This window comes from Ferriphaselus amnicola (genome assembly GCF_000974685.2).
GTDB lineage: Bacteria > Pseudomonadota > Gammaproteobacteria > Burkholderiales > Gallionellaceae > Ferriphaselus > Ferriphaselus amnicola.
Genome location: NZ_AP018738.1, coordinates 2,194,780 through 2,207,729 on the forward strand (window position 1 = coordinate 2,194,780; position 12,950 = coordinate 2,207,729).

The following is a 12,950-nucleotide window of genomic DNA, read 5'->3' on the forward strand; positions in this document are numbered from 1 at the left end:
ATGAGAACAAAGATTTTGGTTATTGATGATGATGCGGCAGTCAGGGGGTCCTTTCAGTTGGTGTTAGAGGAAATTGGTTGCGAAGTCCGAGTAGCAGAAGATGGGTTTTCAGGAATTCAGATGGCTAAAGAGAGTAGACCAGATCTGATTTTCCTAGACTTAAAAATGCCTGAAATCGATGGTGTTGAGACCATGCGTAGATTGCTGGATGTTGAATTGCACCCAAAACTGACCCACCTAGCGCAGTAAATTGCATCCAAATTTGACCCACGTATAGATACTGTCCTGCTCAATATTTGAGCGGGAACAAACAGGAGTGATCAACGTGGCGATATTAAGCAGCATCAGGCGCTGGCATTTGCGCGACAACATGCCCATCAGAGAGATCGTTCGAAGGACCGGACTCTCCCGCAACACCATCAGGAAGTATTTGACCAACAAAGTCGTTGAGCCCAAGTACCCCAAGCGTAAGACCCCCAGCAAGCTCGACGACTATGCCGTCAAGCTAACTGCATGGCTAAAGACCGAAGCTGGCAAAGGACGCAAACAGAAGCGTAGTCTCAAGCAACTGCACAGCGACTTGGTGCAGCTAGGCTTCACAGGCTCCTACGACCGAGTGGTTGCCTTCGCTAAACGATGGCGACAGCAACAACAAGAACAGGCGCAGACGGCGGGACGCGGCACCTTCATTCCGCTCATCTTTGCACCTGGTGAAGCCTTCCAGTTCGATTGGAGCGAAGACTGGGCCGTCATCGCGGGAGAACGCACCAAACTTCAGATTGCTCACTTCAAACTCAGTCACAGTCGAGCCTTCTATCTGCGTGCCTATCCGTTGCAGACACACGAGATGCTGTTCGACGCACACAACCATGCCTTCGCTGTCTTCGACGGCGTGCCTGCGCGTGGCATCTACGACAACATGCGCACCGCAGTAGACAAGGTCCGACGCGGCAAACAACGCGACGTCAATATCCGCTTCTCTGCCATGGTGAGCCACTACCTGTTCGATGCTGAATTCTGCAATCCAGCTTCCGGTTGGGAGAAAGGACAGATTGAGAAAAACGTACAAGATGCAAGGCATCGCATCTGGAACAAACTCCCCGCGTTTGGGAGTCTGCATGAACTCAATGACTGGCTACATCAACGCTGCCTGTCGCTCTGGAAAGAACTCCCTCATCCCCTACAATCGGAACGTCGTATCGCAGATGTCTATGCGGACGAACATCCTTGCCTGATGGCGCTGTCCTGCCCATTTGATGGATTTGTTGAACACGTCAAACGCGTGTCGCCGACTTGCTTGGTCATGTTCGAGCGTAACCGCTACAGTGTTCCGGCCTCCTATGCCAACCGCCCCATCAGCCTGAGGGTGTATGCCGACAAGCTGTTGTTCGTAGCTGAATCTCAAATCATTGCCGAGCATGTGCGGATGATTTCGAATAAGCATGCTCATGGTCAGACGATCTACGACTGGCGTCATTACCTGAGCGTGCTTCAACGCAAGCCAGGTGCATTGCGCAACGGTGCACCGTTCGCTGAACTACCCGAAGGCTTCAAGCATTTGCAGAACATCTTGCTCAAGCGACTGGGTGGAGATCGGGAGATGGTAGAAATCTTAGCCCTCGTCTTACAGCACGATGAAGCTGCCGTGCTCACAGCAGTCGAGTTGGCCCTAGAGAGCGGTGTGCCATCCAAGCAGCATGTGCTCAATCTGCTGACGCGACTGATTGAGCCTGCACCACCAGCCCCTGTTGATACGCCGGCCCATCTGACGCTCGTGGTCGAGCCGCAGTCTAACGTTAGCCGCTATGACCAATTGAGGGAGGTGCGCCATGCAGCATGAAGCCATGATCACCACGCTCAAGAGCATCAAGTTATACGGCATGGCGCAGGCGGTGGATGAACTGGCTAGCCAAGGTTCACCTGCCTATCAGAGTGCACAAGTGATGTTGAGTACCTTGCTCAAGGCCGAGATGGCGGAACGCGAGGTACGCTCTATCGCCTACCAGATGAAGGCATCCCGTTTCCCAGTCTACCGTGACTTGGCGAGTTTCGACTTCAGCCAGAGCGTGGTGAACGAGGCACTCATCCGGCAGTTGCATCGATGCGAGTTCTTGGATCAGGCACACAATGTGGTGCTGGTCGGAGGCCCTGGCACGGGCAAGACGCATCTGGCGACGGCACTCGGTGTGCAGGCGGTGCAACATCAGCATCGTCGAGTCAGGTTCTTCTCGACCATTGAGTTGGTGAATGCGTTGGAGTTGGAGAAGGCTGCGGGCAAACAGGGGCAGATTGCTAACCGGATGATGTATGCCGATCTGGTGATTCTGGATGAGTTGGGCTATCTGCCGTTCAGCCAAGCGGGAGGTGCATTACTGTTCCACTTCATTGGCAAACTCTATGAGCGCACGAGTCTTGTGATCACGACCAACTTAAGCTTCGCTGAATGGGGCTGTGTGTTCGGGGATGCAAAGATGACAACGGCGTTGCTCGACAGGTTGACGCACCACTGCCACATCGTGGAGTCCGGCAACGACAGTTACCGCTTCAGAAACAGTTCAACTCAATCGGGAAAGGAGGGCAAAAACAGAAAACTATCCACAACTTGAAACGTTCAGAGATAATTCAAGGGTGGGTCAAAGTTCAATGCAATTGGTGGGTCAGTTTTACACGCAATTCAACACAAGGTGCTTAGTGCCATAAAAAGCAGCAAAATGCGAAGGAAGCTGTGCGCTACTCTGGACGAGGCTAAGGCTTGGATAATGCAAGAGGTCAAGGTTGAGGCCGACTTGGATACGGCACATCAGACCTGAATGTGTGATTTACCCATAAAGATGGTAGTGTTAGTCTAATACCCCACCTTGCCCCCGATGGCCCCACCAGAATACCCCTGTTATCCCGCCGCCCCAGTCGCCCCCCAGTGAGTGACTCGGAAGACGCTCAAGGGCGAGTTCGGTAACCTGCCTTTCGGGATCCCCTGAGATCGGCTGGATATGAGGCGGGCACTTATGTCTTCCAAACAAGAAATTTCTTCTAATCTGAATGCGCGCTGTAGATTTCTCTTGTCTACTAATTGTTTTTTTATTTTGCCCTGCTAGAATGTGAGACTTGATTAACGAATTACATTGAGAAGGTCTGGCTTTTTGGGATTTTTTTCTATTATTTTTCTATTATTTTTTCCGATTAACCAAAATAATACGATAAATCGTTAATAAACAAATGATTGGGCGGTTAGCTCAGCGGTAGAGCACTGCCTTCACACGGCAGGGGTCACTGGTTCGAACCCAGTATCGCCCACCAATCAAATCAGATGGTTATGTAATTCTACATCACTCACCATCCCCCCGTATAACCAATTTTCCGGATTTAATTTGGGAAAATTTGGGATGCTGACTTACTCTGCACTTCATAAATATCTTCATCACATCAAGCTGCCCGAAATTGTTTTTTCTATTTCTGCTGGCAGTTGCAGGAATCACCAGAAAATCTTAATCAGGCAAACTCGGCGCAATGCCACCTGTCGCTCCTGAAATTCCACAGGCCGATGTCCAATCGTCGGCCTTTCCGGTCATTAGAGACGACGCTGTTGAAAGGCCGGTGTGATTTGCACAGCGGACCGAGTTTTTTCTTGGGCTATGTGTATGCAAGTCTTACAACTGATTAGACAGAAACTCAATCCCTGTGCGCTGATTTGCAGGCATTACCTTTTCAGGATGCATATCTTTGGAAGTGTAGTGCTTCTCCATCCCTCAAGTATGTGATGAAAGTTACATAAGTAACTTATTGAAATAATATGTTTACAATTAAATATTCGAAGAAATAGAATAGTAATCTAATACTTACTTGCGGGGTTTATGTGTGCGAATAATTGGTCGACCTTCACTACGTTGGGCGATTTTGCGCTGTAGGCATAAAGTCCTTTCTGGGCTTAAGTCGCTAAATCTCTCAAGACGGAAAATTTCACTACTGGCGATAGCCGCTGCGTTGTTTTCCATATTCCTGTGGGTCATTCTGACTCAAGGGCCACTGGCTCCCGTTAAGGTAACGACTGACAAAATTAAAGTTGCCAATCTTGCTCCAGAGGTTTTCGGAGTGGGCATCATCGAAGCTAGGCATACTTACAACATCGCGCCAATCATGAATGGCCGAGTGAGTCGAGTGTTGGTTGATCAGGGCGACAAAGTGTTGGCAGGACAAGTCATCGCTGAGATCGACCCCATCGACCTTAATGAAAAACTTGCCAGCAGTCAGCACATGGCAGAGCGGGCTGCCAATACCGTCAAGGTTGCCGAGGCTCAGTTGCTTGAGGCTCAGAGCCGCAGCAGAACCACGACCTCGACTCATGCACGATTTTCGGAATTGCATACGCGCGGCTTTATCAGCCAAGAAATGCTGGACGCCAAACTGCACGAAAGAACTGCCGCGATCGCCGCTGTGGATGCTGCAGCAGCGAACTTGTCTGCCGCCAAACGCGAGTATGCCAAAACCCTTTCCGACTCTAAGGGGGCGAAGAAGCTGCAAGAGCAAACTCGGTTGATCAGTCCGGTGAGCGGTATCGTCACAGCCCGTATGGTGGATAATGGAGCCATTCTTTCACCCGGCCAAACGGCACTGCAAGTGGTTGAGCCGAGCGACTTGTGGGTTAAAACCCGCGTGGATCAGAAGCAGTCTGGCATGCTACAGCCGGGATTTAAGGCGGATATTGTGTTGCGCTCCCAGCCGCAACTCCATATTCCTGGGGCGCTGGCGCGTATCGACTTGATCAGTGATTCCGTTACGGAAGAGCGTATCGTCAATGTGGCATTCTCAACCCAGGAAATCCATCCGAGTTTGGGGGAGTACGCGGAAATTACTTTCCAGCTCCCTTTGCTTGAGCGGGCGATCTCCATTCCCAGCGCGGCGGTTAAGCGCATCAACCAGCAGGAGGCGGTTTGGGTGTTGCAAGAGGGGCATGCCCAGTTGCGCTTTATTAAGACGGGTGTTTCTTCGCTGGATGGGCGCACTCAAGTCATCGACGGCCTTGGTGCTCAAGATGAGGTGATTGTCTATAGCCAACAGGCACTGCACGACGGTTTGAAGGTCAGGGTCGTTCCCGAAATTGTGAGGAACTGAACGTGATCAATCTGGCGAGCCGAGATATTCTGCATGGCTGGGGTAAGTTCGTTTTTACCGGTGTCGGGCTGGGCTTGCTGATTGGAGTTACCTTGACAATGGCAGGCGTTTATCGAGGCATGGTGGATGATGCCAACGTGCTGATCGCCAATGCGGGCGCAGACTTGTGGGTGGTACAGCAAGACACTCTGGGGCCGTATGCTGAGCCATCCAGCATTCATGACGATGTTGTGCGTGATCTGCTCGGGCAGCCCGGTGTAATGGAAGCAGGCAACGTCGCCTATCTGACGATGCAGATACAGCATCAGGGTAAGGACGTGCGCATCATGCTCGTTGGTATCGAGCCGGATCGACCTGGTAATCCAGAGTATCTGGTGGCCGGTCGACCAATTGCACAGTCTCACTACGAAGCGCTGGCCGACATCAAAACTGGGCTGAATTTGGGAGATCGCGTCCAGATTCGTCGTCATCAATTCACAGTGGTCGGACTGACACGACGCATGGTTTCTTCCAGCGGTGACCCAATGGTATTCGTCCCGCTGAAAGATGCGCAGGAAGTACAATTTCTTAAAGACAATGATGCACTGCTCAATGAGCGTGCGCGAACGGCAGCGAATCCTGCGCTCAACCGTCCAGGCTCGACTGGCGCACTGAACGTCGTCCTCGCCGCACAGATTTCCAGTCACATGGTTAATGCGGTACTTGTACGGATCAGGCCGGGTTTCGGGGCAGAACACGTAGCCAGCGACATCCAGCGCTGGAAACATTTGCAGGCCTATACCAAGGATCAAATGGAAGAAATTCTGGTCGCCCGGCTGATCGCTACTTCATCCAAACAGATTTTCATGTTCCTGGTAATTCTGGCTATCGTCAGTGCCGCCATCGTTGCCTTCATCATCTACACCATGACTATGAACAAGATCCGCGAGATCGCTGTGCTCAAGTTGGTTGGCGCCAGTGACCGGACAATCAGCGGCATGGTGTTGCAGCAGGCACTGGGACTGGGATTGATCGGCTTCGTCGTTGGCAAAACTTCGGCCACGCTATGGGCACCGCTGTTCCCTAAGTACGTGCTGCTCATTCCGGGGGATGCTCTGCGAGGCTTCGTGCTTGTCATGCTGATCTGCTCAATTGCCAGCATCTTTGCGATTCGTGCAGCCTTGCGGGTTGATCCTGCAACGGCGATTGGAGGTTAGCAGCATGAACCAACCCGCAATTCATATTGAGAGTCTCAGCAAGCGCTATGGCAAGGGCGATACTGCCGTCAATGCTCTGAAGGGCGTGGATATGACGATCTGGCCCGGCGAGGTCGTCGGCCTGGTAGGGCCAAGCGGATCGGGAAAAAGCACGCTATTGAAATGTCTGGGGGCGGTCATTGAACCGACAGCCGGAAAGATGCAGCTTGGTGGCGATACCGTATTTGATCAGACTTGGAAGATCGACGACTTGCGCGTTTTGCGCAGGGATCGGATAGGTTTTGTGTTTCAGGCTCCTTATCTGATTCCATTCCTGGACGTTACTGACAATATCGCCTTGCTCCCCATGCTGGCTGGCGTTCCTGACTCTAGAGCGCGTGAACGGGCCAGAGAGTTGCTGGCTGCTTTGGATGTTGGTCATCGCGCCAAGGCGCAAGTCTCCCAGCTTTCTGGCGGCGAGCAGCAGCGCGTGGCGATTGCACGCGCACTGGCGAATCGTCCACCGGTGATCCTGGCGGATGAACCCACCGCGCCGTTGGATAGCGAGCGCGCTCTTAACGTGGTGCGCATTCTGAACCAAATGGCAGCGCAATACCAAACAGCCATTATCGTGGTGACGCATGACGAAAAAATCATTCCAACGTTCAAGCGTATCTATCACATTCGCGATGGACGCACCTATGAAGAGGCAGGCGAGGGCCGCTCGGCTTAAAGGAGGTCAAGAGAAACCATGACACAGGAAATTACCAGACGTCGCTTGCCCACGGAAGAAAGACAGAGCGAGATTATTCGTGTAGCTGTTGAACTTGCCGCCAAGAAAGGCGTAGACAGCGTAACGACCCAAGACATGGCAGATGCCATGAATGTTACGCAGGGCGCAATCTTCAAGCACTTTTCTACCAAAGACGACATCTGGTTCGGCGTCATGAACTGGATACGTGACCGCTTGATGTCTGTATTGGAGAAGGCCGCAGCCGAGGCAACCGACCCGCTCAATGCGATTGAGCGTATGTTCTTCGCACACATCCTGTTTATCAACAAGCATCCAGCGATTCCAAGATTATTGTTCTCGGAAATGCTGCACAAAAAGAATAGCAAATTGCGCGCACTCATCCAGACCATCATTTCAGGATACGAAACCAAGATCGCCACGTTACTTGAGGTGGCCAAGGAGCAAGGTCTAGTGTCGGATGAGTTGGATAGCCAGCATGCGGCAGTACTGTATATCGGCATGATTCAAGGCTTGGTCATGCAGGTCACTATCTTTAACGACAAGCGTAGTCTGTTTGACGAGGCTAGAAAAACATTTCCTATATTTTTACATGGTATCAAAGCTCGCAGTTGATTCGTTACATTTTCCACCCTTGAAAGGACTTAACATGAAAAAGCAGTTGATCGTAGCTACCGCCCTTATTGCCCTAGCGTTATCTGCATCACATGTGCAGGCAGCCGAACCACTGGAACTGCAAAAAGTGATGAAGGAACTGGGCAGAAATATGCAGGTCATTACCGATGGGATTTCGCGTGAAGATTGGGAGTTGGTTGTTAAAACGGCTCCAATGATTGCAGAACATCCACAACCGCCGCTGACGGAAAAAATGCGCATTATGTCGTTCATGGGAACTGACATGCCCAAATTCAAAGCGCTTGATGGCGAAACACATGAAGCCGCACATGATCTACTTCATGCGGCGCAAGAAAAGGATGGAAAGAAAGTCATCGCAGCCTTTCAGAAAGTGCAATCTTCATGCCTAAGCTGCCATCAGGCTTTCCGTGGGAAATTTGTCGAACATTTCTACGGCACAGCCAGCAAATAAATCAGCGGAAAATCAACCATTACTCATGGAGAAAATCATATGAAGAACTGCAAATTAAGTTGGACTCTGGTCGCAGTGTTGACCGTCATTGTCGCGGCATTGGGGTATAAATTTACAGTCGGTAATGTAAAGCCATCGGACGATGGCCGCCAGGCGGTCGTGTTGAGTAAAGATGAGCGCAATGCACTGCTACTGGAGATGCGTGTGTGGCTGCAAAGCTCACAGGGAATATTGGCGGCAGCATCCGAGAAAGATTTTGATGCGGTCATCAAGTCTGCCAAAGCATCCGGCATGCAAGCCGAAGCAGATACACCGGGTTCATTGTTTAGGAAGCTTCCCGTCGAGATGAAGGCGCTCGGCTTTGATACGCGTGGAAAGTTTGACGACATTGCCGCCGAGGCTGCCAAGTCGAAAGATAGCAATCAAGTGATCACAAAATTGAGTGTTGCTATGAATAACTGCATCGCCTGCCACGAAATGTATCGATTCACTGAGGAGTCTAAGTAGGCAAAATTTAAAAAGGGCCTGTCCTGCAGACCCTTTGAGTAACTGCCCTCGGCAATCTAGCGTCCCCCGCGACCTCCACCGGCACCACCGCCCATACCGCCCATACCGCCCATACCGCCACCCATAATACCTTGGCGACGAGAGGGGGGGGTATCAGGAATGGAAAGCCCCTTATCTTGGGCGCGCCCCTTCATTTCTTCATGGTGTTCCGCACGAATGCGCTCTTGCTCCTCACGGGAGTTTGCATTTTGCATCTTGCTGCGCTGCTCATCTCGCTCTTGCGGGGACATGATCTGTCCCCCGCTTGATTGACGAACTTGATTTTGCGACTGATCTCGGTTTTGAGTTTGAGTCTGACCTTGGATTTGAGTCTGATTCTGGTCCGCAGCCCAAGCTGAGAAATTCCCAAAGGTAATAAAGGCCGCTAGTGCAGCGAGAGAGGTGGTTTTGCTCATCATTGATACTCCTAATTAGGTTGATTGAAAAACAAACAACAATTACCAACGCATTTGAAATCTATCGAGACTAAATGAAGCATACGCAAAGGACACGATCAAGGCTATTGAACTTGTCACTTTCCACAACCACTACTATTAATTACTCAACAGCATCTGCACGATAAGGCCGACTTCTCAGCGTGTCTGTGATTTTCATCACAAAAGAGCGATACAAACATGCTCAATTATGTCGTTCAAGATCAATTCAGTTCACATTCTGCGATATTCCAAACCAATAGCTGGTATAGATCGCATAGCTGCCGTATGCCGGGAGGAGCTCTGGCGGCGGCTCAGGCCGATTTTCAGACATTACTTTACCTGCTTGAAATTACTACCATTGTTCTATTTGGTTTTGGCCTGCGTGGGCAGGGCAGGGAAAGGGAGAAATCAAATGCGGAAACCATCTGCTCAGTCCTGTGGCAATTGGATATGTGCCGCATGGTGGGGGCCACCGCTTGCGGTGGGGCCGGGCGTGCAGCCCGTGCCCCGGAGTCTGGATGCGCTTGCCGAATCCAGACTCCGGCATGGGGGGAGCCACTTGGTCAGGAATCGCCCCAGCGATTCCAGTGCCCCCAGGCACGGTGACCTAGTGGGGGGTGCCTGCACCCCGGCGCGCCGACTTGCTCGGCTACCCGCGTTTTTGAGGGCAGCCAGAGGCTCCATGTGGTGCGGCAGCGACACATGGAGGGGCAGACCGGCCTCGAAGTGCGCTTGGCGCGCTGGAGAAGGCAAAAAGGCGGGTAGCCGAGCAAAGCGAGCGCGCCCTCTTCCAAAAACCAAGGACGTCGCCCTAGCGACGAACCAGCAATAGGCCGTTCAGGCCGTCATTGCTGGTGTTCCGCCCGGTTTGAAGGTGAAAAATGCAGTTGAATTTGAGATTGCGATATCGTTATCGATTTCGTGATCTGATATCGTGAACCAATATCGTGTTACCGATTACGATATGGTTGACGATAATAACCTCGAAAACAGAACGGGTGCTTGCGCACCCGTTCTGGATCTTCATCCCCTCTGCCCTGCCTTATTCTATATCCTCCTCTTCAAAATACCCCTCTTCAAAATACTCCTCTGTCGAGGGTAGCCATGTAGGAGGATGTGGCTCTATCAAATCTGCAATCTCGCTTTCGGACTGGATCAACTCAATGGAAACTTTTGATGACAGCTCATGAGAAATGATCGTCTTTGACGATTGCTTAGGATACCACCTGCCATTTTCCTTAATCCAGAATGGATAGTAGAACTTACCTGCTTGAAATGGCTCTGCGTAATGACGCTTGGCACTTTCAGTTTGGGTCAGTATGAGTACCCTCTGGACTCGATTGTTGGCAATCGAGTTTAAGCATTGCGCAACAAATCTGGCTAGCTTGCTTTCAGACTTCCAGTCTGCCGCCTCAACTTCCAAACCTATCCGATCACCATTGTGCATAATGAAATGACCATCATGTTGCTTTTGATTTGCGGAGGACAACTCAGGAAGCCTGCACTCCGGAATATAGCCAGCAATGCGGCAGGACCTGAATCTCCACATTGCCTCAATACGACCAATAAAGTCATGCAAATATAGCCTCTGGCGAAGATCCATATTTCCAAATCCACACAAATGCGGATGATGCTGGAGGAGCAACATCATTCCTTTATCTGAAAGGTGGAAATAGTGCAAATGCGGAAAATGGGGCGCCGCCTTCAATCCTGGAGGCAAGTCATGCTGAATCAAGTAGCCTTGTGAGGCATAGTGTTTCAACTTACCAGCTCGTCCAAGCAGAAGGCGGGACTCCGGTTCCGTTATTTGACCATTGATTGCAGCCCAACCAAGGATGAGTAACAGATACTTCAGGCCCATGCTTCGCCTATCTATGCCCATCTCGATGAGCTCCTTGGCAGCTTTGGTTGCGGCCGCAGTGCGTAAAGAGGAACTCATATGCCCCTCCTGTTCATGCTTGGGTGGCTTGGACGCCCACGTTTCTTTTGCGGTGGCGGGCAGTACCGACGATCAAGATACTCAGCGACTCGCCGAACATCAAACCAGCGTCTCGCTCCTTCTGTGTACGATGGTATTGGAAATCGTCCAAGCGAGATTGAGTTCCGGATTGATTGTGTTGGTCTCCGCAGAATTATGGCGACGTCCTCGACCGACAGTCGAGTGACAACACCAATTTGGGCAAATATAAGCTCCGCAGCTGATAGATAATTCATCAGTATCTCCAAAACGAAGCTGCGACAAAAGGATTTTGGTGAAGACGCAGTAGTGCTGGCAAGAAATTAACGGGAGCGGCTCATTCGCTGGCCTTTTCATCCATCAGCAGAAATAAATCTGCGATCATGCATACCGCCCCCCGGGAGCCTGCCAATGCTCCCGGATCATCAAGTGCCTCAGTTGGGCATGCTCCCAACCGTACTTCGCCTTAAGTGACACACTTTGTAATGATATAAAGCCCACATTTTCTAGCAAGCAATTTATTAACCCAGTTTTCGTCTGATGTCCTCGTGATGCAAATTTGCATATCGCTTCAGCATGGATATGGTTTTATGGCCTGAAAGAACTGCGGCTTCGATGACATTTAATCCTTTCTCGAAGGCTCGACTGATGGATTCGTGCCGAATGTCGTGAAAGTGCAAGTCGGCTGCATTGATTTCTTTTCTCGCACGCTCCCACTTGGAGCGTAGTTGCCCAAGGGTAATTGAGAACACCTTACCTTGGGGGATGCGTGGTTGCCCATGTTTGCCCACGCTTTGCAATTTATGCAGTGCACGCAATTCCTTCAAAGCTTGGCTGGACAAAGGAACTATCCTTGACTCTCCGTTTTTCGAATCCTCCAGTACCAGCGGACCTGTCTTGAGATTGATGTTGCGCCATTCGGCCCCCATTAACTCTGATCTACGCATTGATGTCTCGACAGCAAGGATGAAGATTGAGCGTGCCTCGCCGGAAAGTTGGGCCAGCATCAACTCATACTCGTTTCCGATCAAGCGTCGTGTACGTGGTTTCCCGTCCTTGGGCCGCTGACCCTTGGGGACCAGTTCGAGGGGATTCGAGTCGATGATTTTCCATTCAAGGCGAGCCACCTCGAAAAAATGATGGATCAGATTCCAATATCTTTTTAGTGTTGCCTCTGATATTGGCTTGAACTTAACGCCCTTTGCGGCTGGGCGCATGGTTTTCAGCTCCCGCACCATTTCAATGATGTCATCAGGCTTGACCGAAAAAAGAGGTAGAGATGCCTGCGAGGTGCGGAGAAGTTTATTGAGCCGATGGGCTTCGGAGCTTTCTCCCTTTTTACTAAGCGTTTTCTCTGTGCGGTAGCGCTCTAGCCCCATTGCAACAGTGAAGTCACGATTTACTTTCCTTTTCAGTCGGGCTGAGATGATGTCAGACTCAACAGGGTCGAGGGCGCATCGGTGATGAATGCCATCACGATATATTTTTGCTTCTGAGAGTGAATCGAACGTCTTATCGAGCGATAAACCATTCTTGGAGATTCTGACCTCGAAGCTTGAAGGTCCGACTTGGCGAATGTTTTTCTGTATTGCTTTCGGGTACTTGGTTTGTTTAGTCATGGTGGCAAATTGGGAATAATTGGTATGAAAATACCACCCGACTAATTTTTGTAAAGGAATTTCAATTAGATAGCGTACAACTAACGCTGCCTTCACACGGCAGGGGTCACTGGTTCGAACCCAGTATCGCCCACCAATCAATTCAGCCAGTTACATCCATCCCGCCCATTAGCACAGCCACATTACCAATATCCGAATTGTGAACTAGCGCGTTGTTACGCGCACTCGAACAAGTTGAGCGTCGCTCAGCAAGCAAGCATCTCGCAAAA

At 50.8% G+C, this 12,950-nt stretch carries 12 protein-coding genes and 2 tRNA genes; 11 read left to right on the top strand and 3 right to left on the bottom strand.

The window, feature by feature from the left end:
* From OYT1_RS10950 to OYT1_RS10995, 10 genes are all read left to right on the top strand, one after another.
* Positions 1-249, top strand: coding sequence for a response regulator (locus OYT1_RS10950; RefSeq protein WP_119283540.1), 249 nt, complete (start codon positions 1-3; stop codon positions 247-249).
* A 67-nt stretch (positions 250-316) separates the two neighbouring features.
* Positions 317-1,840 (top strand): IS21 family transposase, encoded by a 1,524-nt coding sequence (gene istA / locus OYT1_RS10955; protein WP_062627779.1) that lies wholly within the window; start codon positions 317-319, stop codon positions 1,838-1,840.
* The gene (gene istB, locus OYT1_RS10960) at positions 1,830-2,606 is read left to right on the top strand and encodes an IS21-like element helper ATPase IstB (RefSeq protein WP_062627778.1); all 777 of its coding nucleotides are present in this window, start codon (positions 1,830-1,832) and stop codon (positions 2,604-2,606) included. Before istA ends, istB begins: the two co-directional genes overlap by 11 nt.
* A 616-nt stretch (positions 2,607-3,222) precedes the next feature.
* Positions 3,223-3,297 (top strand) — tRNA-Val (locus OYT1_RS10965).
* A gap of 684 nt (positions 3,298-3,981) precedes the next feature.
* Positions 3,982-5,109, top strand: a complete 1,128-nt coding sequence (locus OYT1_RS10970; protein ID WP_269460706.1) for an efflux RND transporter periplasmic adaptor subunit — start codon at positions 3,982-3,984, stop codon at positions 5,107-5,109.
* Positions 5,110-5,111: 2 nt separating this feature from the next.
* Positions 5,112-6,305, top strand: a complete 1,194-nt coding sequence (locus tag OYT1_RS10975; RefSeq protein ID WP_062626781.1) for an ABC transporter permease — start codon at positions 5,112-5,114, stop codon at positions 6,303-6,305.
* Between the two features lie 4 nt (positions 6,306-6,309).
* Positions 6,310-7,017 carry an ABC transporter ATP-binding protein gene (locus OYT1_RS10980; protein ID WP_062626780.1) on the top strand — a complete coding sequence of 236 codons (708 nt, stop codon included), beginning with the start codon at positions 6,310-6,312 and terminating at the stop codon, positions 7,015-7,017.
* Positions 7,018-7,035: 18 nt separating this feature from the next.
* Entirely contained in the window at positions 7,036-7,650 is a 615-nt protein-coding gene (locus OYT1_RS10985) for a TetR/AcrR family transcriptional regulator (protein WP_062626779.1), read from the top strand.
* Positions 7,651-7,684: 34 nt separating this feature from the next.
* On the top strand, positions 7,685-8,122 hold the full coding sequence (locus tag OYT1_RS10990) for a cytochrome c (RefSeq protein WP_062626778.1): 438 nt from the start codon (positions 7,685-7,687) through the stop codon (positions 8,120-8,122).
* A gap of 39 nt (positions 8,123-8,161) precedes the next feature.
* Positions 8,162-8,629 (top strand): hypothetical protein, encoded by a 468-nt coding sequence (locus OYT1_RS10995; RefSeq protein ID WP_062626777.1) that lies wholly within the window; start codon positions 8,162-8,164, stop codon positions 8,627-8,629.
* A 56-nt stretch (positions 8,630-8,685) separates the two neighbouring features.
* On the opposite strand, the gene OYT1_RS11000 is transcribed toward OYT1_RS10995, so the two are convergent.
* From OYT1_RS11000 to OYT1_RS11020, 3 genes are all read right to left on the bottom strand, one after another.
* Positions 8,686-8,919, bottom strand: coding sequence for a hypothetical protein (locus tag OYT1_RS11000; RefSeq protein WP_232013176.1), 234 nt, complete (start codon positions 8,917-8,919; stop codon positions 8,686-8,688).
* 1,228 nt (positions 8,920-10,147) lie between these two features.
* Complete coding sequence (locus OYT1_RS11010; protein WP_062626776.1) at positions 10,148-11,044, bottom strand: hypothetical protein; 897 nt, start codon at positions 11,042-11,044, stop codon at positions 10,148-10,150.
* A gap of 539 nt (positions 11,045-11,583) precedes the next feature.
* The gene (locus tag OYT1_RS11020; protein ID WP_062626775.1) at positions 11,584-12,681 is read right to left on the bottom strand and encodes a site-specific integrase; all 1,098 of its coding nucleotides are present in this window, start codon (positions 12,679-12,681) and stop codon (positions 11,584-11,586) included.
* On the opposite strand from OYT1_RS11020, the gene OYT1_RS13695 reads away from it, so the two are divergent.
* Positions 12,659-12,817, top strand: a tRNA-Val gene (locus OYT1_RS13695). The genes OYT1_RS11020 and OYT1_RS13695 overlap by 23 nt on opposite strands.
* Positions 12,818-12,950: the final 133 nt, after the last annotated feature.

Coding starts and splice junctions, on each gene's coding strand:
- OYT1_RS10985 (WP_062626779.1), top strand. CDS start 7,036: ATGACACAGGAAATTACCAGACGTCGCTTGCCCACGGAAGAAAGACAG.
- OYT1_RS10995 (WP_062626777.1), top strand. CDS start 8,162: ATGAAGAACTGCAAATTAAGTTGGACTCTGGTCGCAGTGTTGACCGTC.
- OYT1_RS11020 (WP_062626775.1), bottom strand. CDS start 12,681: ATGACTAAACAAACCAAGTACCCGAAAGCAATACAGAAAAACATTCGC.
- OYT1_RS10990 (WP_062626778.1), top strand. CDS start 7,685: ATGAAAAAGCAGTTGATCGTAGCTACCGCCCTTATTGCCCTAGCGTTA.
- OYT1_RS10980 (WP_062626780.1), top strand. CDS start 6,310: ATGAACCAACCCGCAATTCATATTGAGAGTCTCAGCAAGCGCTATGGC.
- istB (WP_062627778.1), top strand. CDS start 1,830: ATGCAGCATGAAGCCATGATCACCACGCTCAAGAGCATCAAGTTATAC.
- OYT1_RS10950 (WP_119283540.1), top strand. CDS start 1: ATGAGAACAAAGATTTTGGTTATTGATGATGATGCGGCAGTCAGGGGG.
- OYT1_RS11000 (WP_232013176.1), bottom strand. CDS start 8,919: ATGTCCCCGCAAGAGCGAGATGAGCAGCGCAGCAAGATGCAAAATGCA.
- OYT1_RS11010 (WP_062626776.1), bottom strand. CDS start 11,044: ATGAGTTCCTCTTTACGCACTGCGGCCGCAACCAAAGCTGCCAAGGAG.